The organism is Rickettsiales bacterium (genome assembly GCA_041396965.1).
Taxonomy (GTDB): domain Bacteria; phylum Pseudomonadota; class Alphaproteobacteria; order Rickettsiales; family SXRF01; genus SXRF01.
Window position 1 is genome coordinate 1,197,289 of record JAWKXN010000001.1, and the last position, 19,759, is coordinate 1,217,047.

20 protein-coding genes and 1 pseudogene are annotated in these 19,759 nt (G+C 38.8%); 16 read left to right on the plus strand and 5 right to left on the minus strand.

The features are described 5' to 3' along the window. From tolQ to R3D71_06285, 11 genes and pseudogenes are all read left to right on the plus strand, one after another. Window positions 1-813, plus strand: coding sequence for a protein TolQ (gene tolQ, locus R3D71_06235; GenBank protein MEZ5691244.1), 813 nt, complete (start codon window positions 1-3; stop codon window positions 811-813). Between the two features lie 2 nt (window positions 814-815). Next, the gene (gene tolR, locus R3D71_06240; GenBank protein ID MEZ5691245.1) at window positions 816-1,265 is read left to right on the plus strand and encodes a protein TolR; all 450 of its coding nucleotides are present in this window, start codon (window positions 816-818) and stop codon (window positions 1,263-1,265) included. A gap of 3 nt (window positions 1,266-1,268) precedes the next feature. Beyond that, the gene (locus R3D71_06245; GenBank protein ID MEZ5691246.1) at window positions 1,269-2,165 is read left to right on the plus strand and encodes a hypothetical protein; all 897 of its coding nucleotides are present in this window, start codon (window positions 1,269-1,271) and stop codon (window positions 2,163-2,165) included. Between the two features lie 93 nt (window positions 2,166-2,258). Next, window positions 2,259-3,581 carry a Tol-Pal system beta propeller repeat protein TolB gene (gene tolB, locus R3D71_06250; protein ID MEZ5691247.1) on the plus strand — a complete coding sequence of 441 codons (1,323 nt, stop codon included), beginning with the start codon at window positions 2,259-2,261 and terminating at the stop codon, window positions 3,579-3,581. Between the two features lie 168 nt (window positions 3,582-3,749). Then, on the plus strand, window positions 3,750-4,235 hold the full coding sequence (gene pal, locus R3D71_06255) for a peptidoglycan-associated lipoprotein Pal (GenBank protein MEZ5691248.1): 486 nt from the start codon (window positions 3,750-3,752) through the stop codon (window positions 4,233-4,235). A gap of 140 nt (window positions 4,236-4,375) precedes the next feature. Then, on the plus strand, window positions 4,376-5,320 hold the full coding sequence (gene ybgF / locus R3D71_06260) for a tol-pal system protein YbgF (protein MEZ5691249.1): 945 nt from the start codon (window positions 4,376-4,378) through the stop codon (window positions 5,318-5,320). Continuing rightward, window positions 5,310-6,758, plus strand: coding sequence for a tRNA lysidine(34) synthetase TilS (gene tilS, locus R3D71_06265; GenBank protein MEZ5691250.1), 1,449 nt, complete (start codon window positions 5,310-5,312; stop codon window positions 6,756-6,758). Before ybgF ends, tilS begins: the two co-directional genes overlap by 11 nt. Window positions 6,759-6,787: 29 nt before the next feature. After that, window positions 6,788-8,656 (plus strand): annotated as a pseudogene (gene ftsH / locus R3D71_06270) (ATP-dependent zinc metalloprotease FtsH). A gap of 93 nt (window positions 8,657-8,749) precedes the next feature. Further along, window positions 8,750-10,090, plus strand: coding sequence for a phosphoglucosamine mutase (gene glmM / locus R3D71_06275; GenBank protein ID MEZ5691251.1), 1,341 nt, complete (start codon window positions 8,750-8,752; stop codon window positions 10,088-10,090). Continuing rightward, entirely contained in the window at window positions 10,083-10,886 is an 804-nt protein-coding gene (gene thiD, locus R3D71_06280; protein ID MEZ5691252.1) for a bifunctional hydroxymethylpyrimidine kinase/phosphomethylpyrimidine kinase, read from the plus strand. Before glmM ends, thiD begins: the two co-directional genes overlap by 8 nt. 113 nt (window positions 10,887-10,999) lie before the next feature. Further along, window positions 11,000-11,428 carry a phasin family protein gene (locus R3D71_06285; GenBank protein ID MEZ5691253.1) on the plus strand — a complete coding sequence of 143 codons (429 nt, stop codon included), beginning with the start codon at window positions 11,000-11,002 and terminating at the stop codon, window positions 11,426-11,428. Between the two features lie 110 nt (window positions 11,429-11,538). On the opposite strand, the gene R3D71_06290 is transcribed toward R3D71_06285, so the two are convergent. After that, window positions 11,539-12,459, minus strand: coding sequence for a hypothetical protein (locus tag R3D71_06290; GenBank protein MEZ5691254.1), 921 nt, complete (start codon window positions 12,457-12,459; stop codon window positions 11,539-11,541). A gap of 138 nt (window positions 12,460-12,597) precedes the next feature. Beyond that, window positions 12,598-13,440: a bifunctional DNA-formamidopyrimidine glycosylase/DNA-(apurinic or apyrimidinic site) lyase gene (gene mutM, locus R3D71_06295; protein MEZ5691255.1), complete on the minus strand. Its 843-nt coding sequence runs from the start codon at window positions 13,438-13,440 to the stop codon at window positions 12,598-12,600. Window positions 13,441-13,644: 204 nt separating this feature from the next. Between mutM and groES the strand changes: the two genes are divergently transcribed. The 5 genes from groES (at window position 13,645) to R3D71_06320 (ending at window position 18,069) form a co-directional block, all read left to right on the plus strand. Beyond that, a complete protein-coding gene (groES, locus tag R3D71_06300) occupies window positions 13,645-13,959 on the plus strand; it encodes a co-chaperone GroES (protein MEZ5691256.1) in 315 nt (104 codons plus the stop codon). Window positions 13,960-14,020: 61 nt separating this feature from the next. Then, window positions 14,021-15,685: a chaperonin GroEL gene (groL, locus tag R3D71_06305; protein ID MEZ5691257.1), complete on the plus strand. Its 1,665-nt coding sequence runs from the start codon at window positions 14,021-14,023 to the stop codon at window positions 15,683-15,685. Window positions 15,686-15,843: 158 nt separating this feature from the next. Next, window positions 15,844-16,626 (plus strand): tetratricopeptide repeat protein, encoded by a 783-nt coding sequence (locus R3D71_06310; GenBank protein MEZ5691258.1) that lies wholly within the window; start codon window positions 15,844-15,846, stop codon window positions 16,624-16,626. Window positions 16,627-16,747: 121 nt separating this feature from the next. Continuing rightward, window positions 16,748-17,884, plus strand: coding sequence for a transglycosylase SLT domain-containing protein (locus R3D71_06315; protein ID MEZ5691259.1), 1,137 nt, complete (start codon window positions 16,748-16,750; stop codon window positions 17,882-17,884). An 8-nt stretch (window positions 17,885-17,892) separates the two neighbouring features. Next, a complete protein-coding gene (locus tag R3D71_06320) occupies window positions 17,893-18,069 on the plus strand; it encodes a zinc-finger domain-containing protein (GenBank protein MEZ5691260.1) in 177 nt (58 codons plus the stop codon). Between the two features lie 4 nt (window positions 18,070-18,073). Here the strand turns inward: R3D71_06320 and R3D71_06325 are convergent, their stop codons facing one another. The 3 genes from R3D71_06325 to R3D71_06335 are packed head-to-tail and all read right to left on the minus strand — an operon-like array spanning window position 18,074 to window position 19,736. Continuing rightward, entirely contained in the window at window positions 18,074-18,427 is a 354-nt protein-coding gene (locus tag R3D71_06325; protein MEZ5691261.1) for a type II toxin-antitoxin system PemK/MazF family toxin, read from the minus strand. After that, window positions 18,427-18,648, minus strand: coding sequence for a hypothetical protein (locus R3D71_06330; GenBank protein ID MEZ5691262.1), 222 nt, complete (start codon window positions 18,646-18,648; stop codon window positions 18,427-18,429). Before R3D71_06330 ends, R3D71_06325 begins: the two co-directional genes overlap by 1 nt. Before the next feature lie 26 nt (window positions 18,649-18,674). Then, window positions 18,675-19,736, minus strand: a complete 1,062-nt coding sequence (locus tag R3D71_06335; protein ID MEZ5691263.1) for an Mrp/NBP35 family ATP-binding protein — start codon at window positions 19,734-19,736, stop codon at window positions 18,675-18,677. Between the last annotated feature and the right edge of the window lie 23 nt (window positions 19,737-19,759).

Genomic DNA, 19,759 nt, shown 5'->3' on the forward strand with positions numbered 1-19,759 from the left:
ATGCTAGAGATATTAAACAACCTAGAAATACTAAACAACCTACATATACCGACAATTTCAGCGGCGCTTGGCACCGATGTTTCCACTGCTGTAGAGGGAGTTGAAAGCACTACACTAGCTGGAAGCAGCGCCGGACATAGTTTTTCTATAACTGGGATGTTCATGCAAGCTGATTTAGTAGTAAAAAGCGTTATGATAATGCTACTTCTTGCCTCATTTTGGTGTTGGGGAATAATATTTGAAAAATATGTTCTATTCAGTGGTCTCAAGACTAAAACTAATCGTTTTGAAAAAGATTTTTGGTCTAGTGAGGCCTTAGATAAGCTATATGAAAAAATCAAAAAGAAGGCTAATCATCCAACAGCGGTGATATTTGTCGCGGCTATGGAAGAATGGACACGTTCAAAAACTAAAATAAGCAAACCAGAAAATGGACTAAAAATAGGTATGCGTGAACGTATAGTCCAAATAATGCAAGTAGCACGCAATCGTGAGATAGAACATCTGGAAAAAGGTCTTGGTTTCCTAGCGACAGTTGGCTCATCCGCTCCTTTTATTGGACTATTTGGGACGGTGTGGGGGATTATGAACAGTTTCCAAGCGATAGCGATTTCTAAAAACACTTCGCTAGTAGCAGTTGCACCAGGTATCGCCGAAGCGTTACTCGCGACCGCTATTGGGCTATTTACAGCTATCCCAGCGGTTATAGCTTATAACAAATTCTCTAACGAGCTTGCTGTATTTTCCAATAAGCTGGAAGATTTCAACACGGAATTTGATACTATCCTGTCAAGGCAATTGGAAGGAAATTAAACATGGGAAGTAAGATAGGCGGCGGCAACCGTAGAGGAAGAAATAAAGCTGATAGGTTTTCTGAAATTAACATTACGCCTATGGTAGATGTTATGTTGGTTCTGCTTATTATATTTATGGTAGCCGCTCCAATGATGACCAGTGGCGTAACCGTTGACCTTCCTGAAACCAGCTCTTCCGCCATCAGCGGACAAGATGAGCCTCTATCAGTATCCATAACCTCTGACGGCAAGATATATATACAAAAAACTCCTGTAGAAGCTGAACAACTTAAAGACAAACTAATGGCCATAACTAAAGAAAAAAAGGATACCAGAATATTCATAAATGGTGACAAAGGCATTGATTATGGCAAAGTCATGCAAATAGTCAGCGAAATAAACAGCGCTGGGTTTACCAAAGTAGCGTTAATTACCAACCCATCCGGCACAACAAAATCAGGCAAGAGATAGAAAGTGCATACCGAGCGCAGACAGGGATTATTCTATTCGCTTATTTTTCATCTGCTGCTAATATTGCTGCTGATATTCGGTCTACCTTCTCTACTAAATAAGGATCTAAGTACGGAGCCAGTTTCCATTACTGTTGAACTGCTACCGATAAAAGACATAAGCAACTTAAAATCACTTAGTAAAACCATTAATAAAACCGAAAATAAGGTAAAAAAAGAAATAGAAAAAACCTCTGAAAAAGCTTCTCCGATAGTAAAAACTGAAAAATCTGAAACTCCAGAACCAAAACCAGAAGTTGAAACTAAAAAAGAACCGGAACCAGAACCAGTAAAGCCAGAACCAAAACCTGAAAAAAAAGAGACTCCTAAGCCTGAAAAAAAACCGGAGCCAAAGCCTAAACCTAAGCCTAAACCTAAAAAGAAAATTCAGCCTAAGAAAGAAGATGATCTTGATTTGGACGCTATCTTAAAATCAGTAAAAGATACCGCAGCCAAGCAAAAAACAGATGAAAAGAAAGTAAAAGAAAGCAACAGAATCACCAACAAATCAGTTTCCAGTAACCTTTATGATCCAAGCAAGGATCTATCCATTAGCCAAAAAGATAATATAATGTCACAAATAGCGCCTTGCTGGAATCCACCATCAGGAGCGAAAGACGCTCATGAACTCATCATAGTTATAGACGCTGAGTTTGATAGCAATGGAAATAATCTACAAGCGACTATCGCTAATGAAAGCAGAGGTCGTTATAACTCTGACAATTTCTTTAGAGCTGCGGCCGATGCTGCGTTAAGAGCTGTACGCATGTGTGGTCGTCCATTGAAAAATCTACCACCTGAAAAATACGATACTTGGAAATTTATGAAATTACGTTTTGATCCAAGAGAGATGCTATTTTAGCTTCTTCCAAAATTGAGCTATTGACATGAACGTGTGATTTATGAATATTTGGGTCGTAATATCAACCCATATTTATAGGATTATTTTATGTGTATGCTAAAAGATCTTTCGTCATACTCTATAGCTATAATTACCACCTTATTTATTTTTTTATATAGCCATAATTCTTACGCCGTTCTTAAAATTGATATTACTAGAGGCAATGTTCAACCAATGCCTATCGCCCTACCTGATTTAGCGGGAGGAGCTACTGGAGCAAACATAATGCGTGTGGTCTCAGCCGACTTAGAACGCTCCGGTCTGTTCAGACCCATAGATAAATACTCATTTATTGAAAGAATCACCTCTCAAACCGTAATTCCAAGATTTTCAGACTGGCGACAAATAAACGCTAATGCTCTTGTCACCGGTACTGCTATTGAAAGCAGTGGAGGCAGGCTAAGAGTTACTTTCCGCTTGTGGGATGTATATGCCGGAGAACAAATAGCAGGTAAGGAATATAATACATTTTCTAGTAACTGGCGACGTATCGCCCATATTATGGCTGATGAGATATATAAAAGACTAACTGGAGAAAATGGATATTTTGATTCCAGAATCGTTTACGTGGCGGAAAGTGGCAATCCTCTAAAAAGGGTAAAAAGACTGGCTATAATGGATCAAGATGGTGAAAACCACAAATTCTTAACTGATGGTCGTTTTTTGGTTCTTACCCCTCGCTTCTCACCTAACTCTCAAGAAATTCTCTACATGTCATACGCTGGCAAACAACCTAGAGTTTACCTACGTGATTTGCAAACTGGTAGAGAGGAATCTCTTGGCAATTTCACTGGTATGTCTTTTGCGCCAAGATTTTCTCATGATGGGAACTCTATCGTGATGTCTATCGCCAAAAATGGTAGCACCCAAATATATAAGATGGACCTACGAAGCAGAAGAATGAGTAAGCTTACATATGGTAATACCATTGATACCTCACCTAGCTACTCACCTGATGGCAGAATGATAGTATTTAACTCTGATCGTGGTGGCTCACAGCAAATTTACGTTATGAGCGCTGATGGCAGAAGTGTCAAAAGAATAAGTTTTGGTGACGGCAGGTACGGAACTCCCGTATGGTCTCCACGCGGTGACCTTATCGCTTTTACCAAAATGGCAAACGGTAAGTTTTATATCGGAGTGATGAGAACCGACGGAAGTGGCGAAAGATTACTTACCGAAAGCTACCTTGACGAAGGTCCAACATGGTCACCAAACGGCAGGGTAATAATCTTTACCAGACAAACCCCTTCTTCACGCTACAGTGCTGGCAGTAGCAAGCTTTACTCTATTGACATAACCGGAAGAAATTTACGTGAGGTTATCACACCAATAGGTGCTTCCGATCCGGCATGGTCACCACTGTTGCCATTATAGCACATCACCTTATTTAATAGAAAAATAATATTATTATAATTGATTTATTGAGAGTTTTGTATGATTGATAGCAACAGAAGATTAAGATAATAATGATCCTGTGTTGTTGCCTGTATTGTACCTTGTATAAATGAAATCTAAAATGAAATATAAAATTGGGAGTTATCTATGAATTTTTTTGTTAAAGCTGTTTTAGCCGTTTTTTCTCTACTATTGGTCGCGGCGTGTGACACTGATCCAAGTGGTTATGGTTCAGCAGATGGTAGTGGTGGTGTTTCAGGAAGTGCTACTCCTGGTAGCCAAAGTGACCTAGAGCAAAATGTTGGGGATCGTGTATTCTTTAACCTTGATAGTTCGCAACTAACTGAGGAGGCACAAAGCACTCTCGGTCGTCAGGCGGCATGGTTAAAGCAATATCCACACCTAAACCTTACTATAGAAGGTCATTGTGACGAACGTGGAACTCGTGAATACAACATAGCTCTTGGTGAAAGACGCGCGAATTCCGCGAAGAAATACCTTATGAATCTCGGAATTTCTTCCAACCGTCTTGCCACTATAAGCTATGGTAAGGAACGTCCTGCTATTATTGGTTCAGATGAATCAGCTTGGAGTCAAAACCGCCGTGCTGTTTCTGTTGCTACCAATCAATAATTATACGAATAATTAAAAAACCTTTGCCCCGTATCAAAATACTTGTTTTGGTACGGGGCAAAGTGTATCTATGTACATGCAAATTTTCCAAACAAATTATTCCCATAAAAAATTAACTGATTAAACTTAAATATAAAGCCATGAAAAAATATTATTTTGTTTCTTTATTCGCTCTGTTTCTAATCTCATTAAACGCGAACAAAGCTATGTCACGTGACATGGTAAATAACGTAAATATAGATAGGATACAGAGAATTGAACGTGACGTAATGTTATTACAAAGACAGCTTGCCAATGGAAGTAGAAATACCTCATATAACAGCCTTTCTCCCTCAGCGGGAGACGATCCTAAAAGTAATGCTAGTTTTGAGGTAAGGCTCAGCGGAATAGAGGAGCAATTACGTAAACTACTTGGTAAAATAGAAGAAAATAATTTCCGCATTGAAAAATTAGAAAAGAATTATGAAAAGCTACAAAAGGATTTAGATTTTCGTTTTAATGAGCTAGGTGGAGCACCGACCACCACGAACCCTAGTCCTTTAACACAAAACAATTCCAGCACCCCATATAGCCAAGAAACACAGTCTGACTACACACAAAGAAAAACTCCAAACGGAAATATGGGATACACAGACATCAGTGATGACTCAGCGGCAAATAGTCAACGAGAGGAAGATGTCGGGTACGTTCAGACTGATTTCTCTACCCCGCGTGAACATTATAATTACGCTTTCCGTTTGCTCAATCAAGCAGAGTACGCAAAATCGGCGGCTGTCTTTAGAGGTTTTGTAGAAAAATACAAAGATGACTCCTTAATAGGCAACGCCCACTACTGGCTTGGAGAAACTTACTACATACGCCAGGACTATGTAAACGCCGCCGATAGTTTCCGCAAAGGGTTTGAGGCTTTACCTAATGGTCAAAAAGCTCCTGATAATCTGCTTAAACTAGCTATGAGCCTTAATGCCCTTAACCACAATAAAGAATCATGTGTAGTACTCAAGAAGGTAGTTAGTAAATTCAATAAAAAATCTCTAGCGGTATCCCAAAAAGCTAAACAGGAAATTAGAAGAATTGGCTGTTAATAACACTAAAAATATTTCTAATATCAAAATAGCTAACGACTCAGCTATATTACAAAAAAAATTTGACTCTTTAATGGAGTCTATAGGTTATTTTGAGGATAATCCCACCATATGCGTCGCCAATTCAGGAGGAGCCGATAGTACAGCGCTCCTATTACTCACAAAAAACTGGACTGACAAAAACAACGGAAAATTAGTTTCTCTTACCATAAATCATGGTCTTAGAAAGGAAGCGGAAAAAGAAGCCAAACAAGTTGTTAAATGGTGTGAATACCACAATATTGAAAGCCATATCATTAAATGGCAACATGGCAAAGTCTTATCATCAATCCAAGAACAAGCAAGAAGCGCTCGCTATGAGCTACTAACCAAATGGTGTAAAAATAATAGCATATTACATTTACTCACCGCTCATCATAACAACGATCAAATTGAGACTATGATTTTCCGCTTATTACGAAAAAGTGGAATAGAAGGATTAAGCGCGATACCATATCAAAGAGTTGAAAATAACGTTAGAATATTGCGCCCATTACTCAGCGTTAAAAAATCAGAATTAATAGATTTTCTAAAAAACAACTCTCAGGAGTGGATAGAAGACCCATCAAACCAAGATGATAATTACAGCCGTGTATTAATTAGAAAGTCGCTGAATGATTATAACCAAGTTAATAACAGTGAAGAACATATTATCAAATCAGCTAATAACATAATAACATCATTCTCTATTTTTCGTAACATACTGGAAAACAAAGTAGCTAGTTATCTAACTAATATAGTAAAAATTTATCCTTCCGGATATTCTACTATAACAGTAGAAGATTTTTTAAGATTAGAAAAAAATATCGCCATTAAAATACTAACCGCCATATCTCAAACAGTTAGTGGTTCATACTACCCTACCCGTAGTTATAAAATAGAAAATATTTACAGTGAGCTACTAAATGAACTGATAAAAGAAAAAAATAAAGTTAGGAAAAGTCTGTCTGGATTAATATTTGAGGTGATAAAAGATGAGATATTTATTTATCGTGAAGTAGAATATATTGAAAAACCCGTTAAAATACCGAATAACACCCTAATATTCTGGGATAATCGTTTTCTAATAACGCTTACAGATAGTAATTCATTACACAAAACACCTAAAATTCCTGAGTTAATAATACGTTCTTTATCAAATGATGGGCTTAAATATATTGAAAATAATAATAGATATTCACTTAAAAAGACTATACCAGCTAGGATTTTGTGTACGTTTCCATCTATCTGGATAATAAATAAAGAAACATCTCTTGAAGAACTGGTGGCAACTCCCCATATAGATTATACGAATAGGTCAGATATTATGGCAGAAGTTAATATTAATATACAATTTTATCCTACAAAACCGCTTGCTGGAAACGGTTTTTTCGTTATGAATAACGACTATATAGTTTAGTCATTTATAATTTTTGGAGGACATAGCAAGTGCCCAATTTTGGCAAGAATATATTTATATGGGTAATACTAGGATTATTACTCATAGCCGTCTTTGATGTAGTGCAGAGCAACTCAAGATATGCTGGTTATACTAGAATATCATTTTCTGATTTCCTCAATAAGGTTGAACAAGGACAAGTATCAAATGTCCGGATCAATGCCAGCGATAAGAAAATATCTGTAGTAACAGGTAATCTTAGTGATGGAACCTCGTTTTCTACACAATCGCCTGATTATCCAAAACTTATTGATATGTTGCAGGCACAAAACGTGAAAATTGACGTGTCCACTGATGAAGGTAAGGAATCTATCTGGAGCATATTGCTATCGCTACTACCAATTATATTATTTATCCTGATAGCCGTTTCTTTCATGCGCCAAATGCAGTCTGGCGGTGGTAGAGGCGGCGCGCTTGGCTTTGGAAAGTCGCGAGCTAAACTTCTTACTGAAAAAACCGAGCGTGTTACTTTTGAGGATGTCGCCGGCATAGAAGAAGCTAAAGACGATTTGCACGAAGTTGTAGATTTTCTTAAAGATCCTAATAAATACCGTCGTCTAGGCGCTAAAATTCCAAGAGGATGCTTACTAGTAGGTCCTCCTGGAACAGGTAAGACATTATTAGCTAGAGCGATAGCCGGAGAAGCTAAAGTACCATTTTTCACTATATCAGGCTCTGATTTTGTTGAAATGTTCGTAGGTGTTGGCGCAAGCCGTGTTCGTGATATGTTTGAGCAAGGCAAAAAAAACTCTCCATGTATAATATTTATTGATGAGATAGACGCGGTCGGCAGACATCGTGGCGCTGGATATGGTGGCGGCAATGATGAGCGTGAGCAAACCCTAAACCAATTGCTGGTTGAAATGGACGGCTTTGACGCTAATGAAAGCGTTATCATAGTGGCAGCCACCAATAGACCTGACGTTCTTGACCCTGCCCTGCTTCGTCCCGGTCGTTTTGATCGTCAAATAACAGTTCCTAACCCTGATATTGGCGGACGTACAAAAATATTAGAGGTACATTTACGCAAAGTTCCAAAAGCCCCAGATGTTGACGCTAAAATAATAGCTCGGGGAACTCCGGGATTTTCCGGCGCCGATCTCGCCAATATCGTAAATGAGGCAGCTCTTCTTGCTGCCAGAACCGGCAAAAAAGTTGTAAGTCAAAAAGACTTAGAGTCCGCTAAAGATAAGGTTATGATGGGCTCTGAACGTAAATCAATGGTCATGAGTGATGATGAGAAGAAAATGACCGCCTATCACGAAGGTGGGCACGCTCTAGTCTCTTTGCATTTTCCGGCATGTGATCCGATTCACAAAGCCACTATAATACCACGTGGTCGTGCTCTTGGTATGGTAATGCAGTTACCAGAGGCCGATAAACTCTCTTACTTACGCGAAAAAATGATCGGAGATCTGGCTGTCGCCATGGGCGGTCGGGTAGCTGAGGAGATAATATTTGGTTACGACAAAGTATCAAGCGGTGCGTCCTCAGATATAAAATACGCGACAAGACTTGCCAAAGCTATGGTAACTGAGTGGGGAATGAGTGATAAGATAGGTCCTATGTATCATGGTTCTGAACAACAAGAAAACTATCTAGGATATGGCGGCGGCGGTGCTAGCAATTCATCGCCTAAAATGAAAAATGATATAGATGATGAAATAAAAAAATTCGTGGAAAGCGGCTATAATGACGCTAAAAGGATTATAACTGAAAATATAGATCATCTGCATAGTATATCAAAAGCCATGCTTGAATATGAAACCCTAACCGGTGACGAAATTAGGGGATTGATAAAAGGCGAGCCGATTAAAAGGGTTGAGGTTGAAAAGAAAATAATCAGCAAATCCTCTTTACCATCATCCAGAGCGAAAAAGAAAAATAACACTGAACAAGCGGAAAACAAAGAAGCCGAACAATCCGAACAAGAAGATAGTTAGTAGGATAAAATGAAACTTTTTGGTACTGATGGAATACGTGGAACCGCTAACTCTTATCCAGTGACCGCTGATATAGCGTTAAAGGTTGGAATGGCGGCTGGACAGCAATTCTTGCGTGGCAATCACCGCCACCGTGTAGTAATAGCCAAAGACACAAGACTATCCGGCTATATGATAGAACCCGCCCTTACCTCTGGTTTTGTCTCTGTTGGAATGGATGTGATATTGGTTGGACCACTGCCAACACCAGCGGTCGCTATGTTGGTAAAGTCATTACGCGCGGATCTAGGAGTCATGATTTCCGCTTCCCACAACCCGTATCATGATAATGGTATCAAATTATTTGGTCCCGACAGCTATAAATTATCCGATGAAGTTGAAAACAAAATAGAACAGCTTATATCAGAAAATAGTTTTAACGCCTACGCTACACCAGATAAGCTAGGAAGAGCGAAAAGACTTGATGATGCGGCAGGACGTTATATAGAACACGCCAAAAGCACTTTCCCAAAGCACCTTACCCTTGAAGGACTTAAGATAGTCGTGGATTGTGCTAATGGCGCTGCTTACCAAGTAGCTCCCACCATATTAAGAGAATTAGGTGCTGAAGTAATTTCAATTGGCATAAACCCTAACGGCTTTAACATAAATGAGAAATGTGGCTCTACCTCCCCTAAGTTACTATGCGAAACTGTAGTCAAGGAAAAAGCCAACATTGGTATCGCCCTAGATGGTGACGCTGACAGAGTTATAATATGTGACGAGAAAGGTGAAATAGCCGACGGCGACCAACTAATGGCGATAATCGCCACTACTCTACATAAAAGCGGAAAACTAATAGGAGGTGGAGTGGTAGCCACCCAAATGTCCAACATGGGTCTTGAAAAATACTTAAATAATTTAGAACTTACCTTAGAACGCACTAATGTCGGTGACCGCTATGTTGTTGAACGAATGAAAAGCAACAACTTCAATCTTGGTGGAGAACAGTCTGGTCATATAATTTTGGGTAATCATAGTACGACAGGCGATGGTATAGTGGCATCTTTACAGATACTCGCTTATTTATGTGAAAATGGTAAAAAATTCAGCAAATGTGGTAAATTATTTACCCCTATGCCACAAATCCTCAAAAATGTTCGTTATAATGGTAAATCCCCATTACAAGATAGCAAGGTAAAACAAACTATTACGGAAGCCACCGAAAAACTTGGCGATAATGGACGTATCTTTATCCGTAAATCAGGTACCGAGCCTTTAATAAGAGTAATGGCGGAAGGTAACGATGAAAAAGAAATCAACTCCCTTGTAAATAAAATCTGCGAAGAAGTCGCCAAAGCTAATGGATAACTACCCAAAAATATTGATAATCGCCGGATCCGACTCTGGTGGTGGTGCTGGTATTCAGGCTGATATAAAAACTGTTACCTGTCTTGGTGGTTACGCTATGACAGCAATAACCGCCCTCACCGCCCAAAACACATTAGGTGTTGATGGAATATTGGATATAGATGAGGAGTTTATCGCGAAACAGATAAAGATTACTTTATCCGATATAGGCGCTGACGCTATAAAAACTGGTATGCTTAATAAACAAAACGTAATTGAGACAGTAGCGGATACTCTGCTAGAATATCCTCATATACCATTAATATTAGATCCTGTTATGTTTGCCAAAGGTGGTAGCTGCCTGCTTCCACCTTCCGCTCTTACTGCCCTTAAAGAAAAACTCATACCAAAAGCCTTAATAATAACTCCTAATATACCAGAAGCTGAGTACTTATCAGGAATCACCATAAATAACATTGATGATATGAAAAAAGCGGCGCGAAAAATACTTACTTTTGGCTGTAAAGCTGTTTTGCTCAAGTCAGGTCACTTAAAATCCGATAGAATAACCGACTTACTGTTAACAGAGGATGGTGAGAATATCATTGAGCACGAGCGAATTGCCAGCAAAAATACTCATGGCACCGGCTGTACGTTAGCATCCGCCATCGCTTATGGAATCGGTAGCTCCATGTCATTAGAAAATTCGGTTAAACAAGCTGAAAATTATGTACTACAAGCCATAAAATCAGCATATGATATAGGTCATGGACACGGACCACTTAATCATAACTACATGATTAATCATATATTATAGAGCTTTTACAAGACATTTTGTGCATCGCAACATTTTACTTGACTGGCATATAAGATACATATATTATCCAAATCGCCTTTTAGGTATTAACTATCAAAATTTAGGAGAATATTATGTCATATAACCAACAAGCATTCGCTGATTTATTCAAAAATAATATTGATTTCGGTCAACTTTTATCAACCGGTCGTCGCAATATAGAAGCCATTTCCGCCGCTAATCAAGTAGTGGTTGAAAGCGCGCAAACAATTGGTCGCCGTCAAGCGGAAGTCGCTCGCGCTAACATTGATAACACCATAAAAGTATCAAAAGATCTTATGACTTCTGGTACTCCTGAAACCAGCATAAGCAAACATTCTGACTTGATGAAAGCTTTCTTTGAAAACAGCCTTAGCAATCTTCGTGAGGTAAGCGAGCTAGTTACAAAGTCTGGCTTTGAGGTATTTGACGTACTTAACCGCCGCGCGGCTGAAAGCATGGAAGAAGTAAGTGCTTCATGCGCTGGCTCATGCTCTTCTTCAACTAAGAAAAAAGCTGCTTAATATTTCTCTATTATAGAGCAAACTTAAGTAAAAAGCCCTGACTATCATAATCATAGTCAGGGCTTTTTTATGGAGAATAATTAAGTCAATTAATATGGTTTACTAAATTTCTATGCTACATTTACAGAAGATTGCTTACCACCAGCGACCTTAGTCTTTTCTGGTAAATTTTGTTTACCATCCGCTACCTTAGCGGCATCACTTGATTCTAGTCTTACAACATTTTTTGGAAGCTCTATTTCAGCTAAGTCCCTAGTTGGCACTTCCAGAGAGCTACGCTCTCTCCGCTGCATCTTTCTTTCATGAAATTCTATAAAACCTTTGAATTCACCACTCCCCCCTCTTATTCGCCGTGCTCTTTGCTCATTAAACCATTTATTATAGTTAGCATGATTAGGATCGTAGGCATTGACTAGTTCTTGAGCTAATTGCGCGGCTCTATTCTGTTTATCATAATCTCCATACCTATACTCACTAAAAAGGCGCCTCTTACCAGCCTCTCTATTAAAGGCATCTCTTGGTATATTATGCGCGTCCAAGAATATGTCATAACGCCAACTCGTACCTCTTTCTCCAAGCGGCGGCACTCTACTTGGATCGTAAAGCTCGGTTTTAATCCAATCATCAAGAACAACTTGGCTTCTAGGAGTCAAACCAGCATACCCTAAATGAGGTTGATCCACACGCTGCTTATCTATCCTCTGCTTCATCCTTTCATGAGGATTTACCGTTTTTTCTTTAGGCACTGGTGAATACCTTCTACCAGCTCCCATAAAATCTTTCTGCATTTTCTCAAATGCCCTTATTTCTTCTGGGGAAATAGTTTTACTACTAGGGGTAGCTCCTTGCAGTTCCCCTCTCTGATATGACTCCACCATCTGTCGTTCAATCGCCTTAGTATCAATTCCACCACCACCAGTAGCTCGTTTCATGATACGCATTAAATCTTGCTGTGTTCTCGGATCAAGACCAGATTCCCCGATAGCTTCTTGCATCTGACGCATCATATCCGCTTGTGTATGATCTGACATAAAAATTCCTTACCTATTTGCTTTATTTTTATTTATTAAATTTTAGTTAATACTCTATGCTAGAGAAACATATAAACAGTCATATGTCAAGAACTCTAATATACTGATAAATAAAAATTTATATCCAGTATCCTACATCTATTTCTGGCAATTAGCGCAATAATAAGTAGCTCTCCCCGCTTGTTTGATGGATATGATAGCCGCGCCACACTCCCCACAATTTTTACCATCCTTACCATAAACATGGAATTTATGTTGAAAATACCCCTCCTCACCAGAGACATGAGCAAAATCCTTAAGTGTTGAGCCACCAGCCTCTATCGCCGCCGTAAGCACCTGTTTTATCGCCTGAACAAGCCGTGATATTTCATCATTTGTTATCGTATTTGCCTTCCTAAGCGGTGATATCCCCGAGATAAACAGTGACTCACTAGCGTATATATTGCCAACTCCCACCACGACTTTTTGATCCATGATCACTGGCTTGATCGCCGCCGAATGTCTTTTGAGTTGTTCTTTAAGATATTCCTCATTAAATCCATTGCCAAGCGGCTCTGGAGCGAGGTGAGAAAGCAGCTTATGCCTGTCAATACTTCCCGTATCACATATAGTCATCAGCCCAAACCGTCTTGGATCATTATATACAAGCGAATATCCATTATCTAAGAGAAAAATTACATGGTCATGTTTCTGAAATTCCACACTTTCATTAGTCTTTATAATAGAAAATCTTCCACTCATACCCAGATGAGCTATAAGATTTATATCCACTAGCAACTCTGATTTTTCAAAAGAAAACAGCAAATATTTAGCACGCCTAGAAATAGATTTAATCTTTTGTCCTTTAAGGGATAAAGCGAAATCACCAGGAAACTCGCTTCTCAAATTATTACGGCGAAGAATCACCTCCTCTATCTTACTTCCGATTAGAGATTTCTCTAACCCACGTCGTACTGTCTCTACTTCTGGCAACTCAGGCATCTTACTGTTTTTCTTATAGTTTTATACCAATCAAATTTGTACTATAACCAATATATAAGAAATATTGTAAAAAAATACCATAATTTATATTTTCCCTCTTGAAACAAACTAACATTTACTTATATCACATGCACAACAGTCGGTGAGCGTCGCTTGCCTTATGTTCAAATTATTTTTTTAACTATATAAATTAGGAGTAATCTTATGAAGATTAAACCGTTAGCTGATCGCATCGTTGTTGAGCGCATTGAGCAGGAATCAAAAACCGCTGGGGGCATCATCATCCCTGATACCGCTAAGGAAAAACCAAAGAAAGGTCGTGTTCTAGCCATTGGTGAGGGCGCTAAGGATGAAAATGGAAAACGTATACCGATTGATATATCTATCGGTGATATTATTCTATTCACCCAATGGGCTGGCAGTGAGATTAAATTAGACGGCAAAGATTATCTGGTTATGAAAGAATCAGACGTTATCGGGATCATAGAAGAAGAAAAGTCTGGTAAAAAAGCCGCTTAGTTAAAAACTAACCACTAAATAACTAAAAATTGAATTTAACAAAAATAATGGAGAACAAAAAATGTCCGCAAAAGAACTAAAATATGGTTCAGAAGCACGTGAGCAAATATTGCTCGGTGCTGGAAAACTGGCTAACGCCGTAAAAGTAACACTCGGACCTCGTGGTCGTAACGTAGTTATAGATAAAGCATATGGTGCTCCTCGTGTTACTAAAGATGGTGTGAGCGTTGCTAAAGAAGTTACACTTTCTAACAAATTCCAAAATATGGGTGCGCAAATGTTGCGTGAGGTGGCTAGCAAATCAGCTGATCTCGCTGGTGACGGAACCACTACCGCTACCGTTCTAGCGCAGGCTATTTTCACTGAGGGTAGCAAAGCGGTTGCCGCTGGCCTTAATCCTATGGATCTAAAGCGTGGTATTGATAAAGCGGTTGAGGCGGTAGTTGACGCTATCAAATCTAATAGCAAAAAAGTAAACTCAAAAGATGAGTGGGCGCAGGTCGCTACTATTTCCGCCAATGGTGACAAAGAAGTTGGTGAAAAAATCGCTGAGGCTATGGATAAAGTTGGTCGTGAAGGCGTTATCACCGTTGAGGAAGCTAAAGGTCTTGAGTTTGAGCTAGATATTGTTGAGGGTATGCAGTTTGATCGTGGCTACCTATCTCCTTATTTCGTTACTAATCCTGAAAAAATGGTGGTAGAGCTAGATAATCCGTACATTCTTATATTTGAGAAAAAACTTTCTGGATTACAGCCAATGTTGCCACTTCTTGAGTCAGTAGTACAACATCAACGCCCTCTTCTGATAATCGCTGAAGACGTGGAAGGTGAAGCTCTTGCCACTTTAGTTGTCAATAAACTACGTGGTGGTCTAAAAGTCGCCGCTGTTAAGGCTCCTGGTTTTGGTGATCGCCGTAAAGCTATGCTGGATGATATAGCGACCCTTACCTCTGGTGAGGTGATCAGCGAAGATCTTGGCACAAAACTTGAAACCGTTACTATAGAAAGTCTTGGTACCGCGAAAAAAGTCGTTATCACAAAAGATGATACCACTGTTGTTGACGGAACTGGTGATAAAAAGGCTATTGAAGCTCGTTGCAACCAAATCCGCACGCAAATTGAGGAAACAACCTCTGACTATGACCGTGAAAAACTTCAAGAACGTCTAGCTAAACTTTCTGGTGGTGTCGCTATTCTTAAAGTTGGCGGCGGCAGTGAAGTTGAAGTTAAAGAACGTAAAGACCGTGTTGATGACGCTCTACACGCTACTCGCGCGGCTGTTGAGGAAGGTATTGTACCAGGTGGTGGTTCTACCTTACTTTACGCTTCACGCGCTCTTGACAAGCTGAAAGTAGAAAATGATGACCAAAAAGCTGGTGTTAACATAGTGCGCCGCGCTCTTCAGGCTCCTCTACGTCAGATTGTTGAGAACGCTGGTCTTGATGGCGCTGTCGTCGCTGGAAAACTACTTGAGAGCACTGAGAACAACTTTGGTTTTGACGCTCAAAAACTTGAGTATGTTGACCTAATTAAAGCCGGTATAATTGACCCAGCTAAAGTTGTACGTGCCGCTATACAAGGCGCCGCTTCCGTAGCTGGTCTGCTTATTACCACTGAGGCTGTTATAGCCGACCTTCCAGATGATAAAAAATCTGATGGTGCTGCAGCTATGGGCGGTATGGGTGGAATGGGCGGTATGGGAGGCATGGGCGGAATGGATTTCTAAATCTAATTCAATCCTAGCTTTTCTAAAGCTTATCATAAAAGGGGCGGTTCTTATGACCGCCCTTTTTAATTGCTTATTAACCAATACATGCCATATATACAATAGTCTGCTAGTCCGTATTTTCTAAGCTTATACAATGAATCACATAGACTACTAATATGCTATACAGAAAAAATATCCTCTTAATATTATCATCCCTATTTGTTTTCTCATGCTCTGGAAGTGCTGATGATAATGGAAGAAAAAAGGATACTAAACTCACTATAGAATATGAAATCATGAAAAAAAATGGCAATAGACTTATAAAGGAAGAGAAATTCAAAGATGCCATAATCGTATTTGACAAAATGATAGAAATGGATCCTTACAACTCTCCTGCTTACAATGGAAAAGCGATAGCTTTTGATCATGCTGGCAACCATCTCGCCGCTCAAGATCTCTACAAAATGGCATTGTCATTAGACCCTCAATCATTATCTATTAAAAATAATCTCGCTATGTCACTTATTCTGGATAATCGCCCTTCTCAAGCTATAGAGTTACTAGAGCCAATTATACAACAGCATCAAACTGATGGTTTAATAAATAATAAAGACCTAAAAATAGCCCGCCATAATCTCGCTTTAGCATATGGAATTTCTGGAAGTTATGATAAAGCGGCGAACATTAACAAGCTAGATATGAGCGCGGAAAAAGTAGAAGAAAACACCAAATTTTATAAGAAATATCATAAAAATCTAAAAAATAATAAAACAAAGAATAATAACATTGGCTTTACCATAGCTGAGGATACTAAGTCACCAGAGCCTAAAGCGGCAAATATAAAAACTCCAAAAAAGGAAAAAATTAGCGAGGAAGTTAGCAAAGTAATAGATAAAGAACTTAAGGAATCAGAAGATACTTTTCTTGGAAAACCAGCAGTTTATGAATATCCCAACTAAGCTATATAAATAGCCACGATATTTAATATCAGACCATAACTTGCTTTTATACCCATAAAATATTACAATGAATTTGGGTATCACCTAATAAATACCTTAGTTTTTCAATAAAAAATGATGTATGAAGATAAAAATAAATAGATATTACCATTTACTTACAATCATCATATTGTGTGGTTCATTCAACCATAATGCTTTCGCCGCGTCAGACCAAAGAATAAGTGGTGCTAAATTATGTACAAAATATCTACAGCGTTATGAAAGGAAATATGGAATACCAGCTCATCTACTTTCCGCTATATCATCAACCGAATCAGGTCGCTATCATAAAGGACTGAAAATAAAACTGCCATGGCCGTGGACTATAAATGTTGAGGGAAAAGGCTATTTCTTTAACAGCAAGGAAGAAGCTATACAAAAAGTCAGAGCTTTAAGACAAAGAGGAATAAAAAGTATAGATGTCGGCTGTATGCAGGTGAATCTTTTACACCATCCAAATGCTTTTCCCAGCTTAGAACATGCTTTTGAACCCAAATATAATATAGAATACGCCGCTAAATTCCTCCGAGAATTGTATAATGAGGAAAAATCATGGAAAAAGGCCGCCACCTATTACCATTCAAAAACTCCCAAATTTGGTAATAAATATATAGGTATTGTCTATAATAGCTGGATAAATATTATAAACAAATTACGTGAGGCAAGACTAGCGATACCCAAAAGCTCCACAGATGGAATCAGAAGAATGTCCAGCGATAACTCAGCGAAAATAATAAAAGTGACAAGCGTAACTTCCGAACCCCAGATAAATGACAGTATAGAGTCTGAAAATATGATGGTAGTACAGCCAATAGAAAATGTAGATAACAAAATAAGTAATACTAATGTAATTACGGTAACAAATAGGCAAAAAGCCACTCCGCAGAAAAACAATATAATAGTAATGCAGGGAAATAACGCTAACAACGCGAGCAGTGACGAATATATCCGAGTTTCTAGCAATTATCAGAACGAGAATAATCAACCACAACCTATGGTAATATCAAGCCCAACATCAATCAATAAAAGTAACGATAAAAATAATAAAACAGCTATTGACGACAACCAATCTGGTAGTAATATTACCGTAAGCTCTTCCGCCCAGACTGCTGACGCGAAAATCATAAGATTAAATAATAACCTGACTGACAGAAGAGTAGTGAACAAAAGAACGGTAAATGATAAACGAAACAAGCCAAATTTCATTTTTGATAATTGAGAAATTATATGAGTAAAATTGAAGAATTTTCTGTAACATCCCTTGAAATAGTGTGTAGCGGTGGCGAAGGCGCTCTTGGTCACCCTAAAGTATACTTGCATATAGAACGTGAGAAAGGTGATGTCACTTGCCCATATTGTAGCCGGACATATGTGTATAAGCCAATAAGCGCTAGTTATGCCTAAACCATCAATGCTTTAGAATATTGATTCCAAAAATAATCTTTAGTGATTCATATATCTGATTAACATATTTTTTCTCAATTATCCCCTGCCTCTTACCTATATGCGAAACATCTACAGCCCGTAATTGTTTAAGATTTATATGCCTGTCTCTATCCAGATTGTTTATTTTATTGGCAGTAATATTTACTACAAACGGCCATTCTTTATGATTAGGAAGAATAGGAGCTACAATTATCGTATGGCTAGATTTATTAACCAAGTCTGATTGAATATCTACAAAAGGACGCTTTTTTCTAGTTTCACTTCCTCTCATCGGATTCAAGTCAACCCATAATATATCTAGCTGTTTGTATAGCATCACAGCCCATCAGATATAGTCTCATCCCACACGGATAATTCTTTTTTATATTCCGCGTCTTCAGCTTCTTGCTTATTGGCTTTCAACAGCATATTTTCTAGGTATATCTGTTTTTCTCTCTCCAATAATTCATTAATATACGCACTTCTATTGTTCCCACCAACAATATTCAGGAAGGTCAAATTATCCGCGTCTAGTGAAAATGTCGCTCTTTCTGTCATAAGTAATACCTTATTTTCATATCATACTATATAGTATTAATTAACAAATCAGCTATTTTGTCATAATTTTCTTTACATACGCCACCATACTCATCTCCATTGTCACTAGCAACTCGCAAATCAGTATCAAGCGGTACACTGCCAAGCAAAGTAGCAGAAAACTTTTCAGCGAGTTTTTGTCCTCCTCCCTCACCGAAAATATTTACCTTACTTCCATTACTATCAAGGAAATAACTCATATTCTCCACCACACCAAGCAGCTTTATACCTGTCTTTACGAACATCTGAGCGCATTTGTCAGCGTCAATCACCGCCACGTCTTGCGGAGTGGTTACGATAATAGCTCCATCAACCGGCACTTGCTGCGCCATACTCAAATGAATATCCCCTGTACCCGGTGGCATATCAACAAGAAGAATATCTAGCGGATCATTTTTTGTTCCCCAGCGTGTAAGCCTAAGCAACTGATAAAGAGTTTTATTTATCATTGGAGCCCTTAAAATAGCTGCCTGAGAACCTGATATATAGCCCATTGAGTTAGTTTTTATTCCGTAACGCTCAAGAGGCACCATCATGTTATCAACAACATCCGGCTGACCTGATAAAGCAAGCATTTGCGGTATTGAAGCGCCATAAATATCAGCGTCAAGCAACCCGACATTCTTTCCTTTACGACGCAAGGCTAGTGCCAAATTAACTGCTGTTGTTGACTTACCTACCCCACCCTTACCAGAAGCTATTACTATAACTTTTTTTACATTATCAAGTGGTGTTAAATTCCACTGTGCCCGTACTCTTGGCTCAGAATATCCCGATTTTGGCGCTGGCGCTATAGGCTCCATATTTTGCGCGGTAAGAACCGCTGTTACCGAGCTTATCCCATCTAGCGATAAAACCGCTTCCTCACACCGCGTTCTAAGGATTGCTTTTTTATCTTTATCCTTCGGGTCTATTGTAATAAGAAAACCAGCCTTTCCATCCTTTACAGTAACCCCTGAGATCATATCCAACGAAACAACATCTTTTCCCGTTTCACTATCCATTACTTGAGAAAGCCTATCTAAAACCACTTGCTTATTAACTGACATAATAAATTATCTACTCATAAATT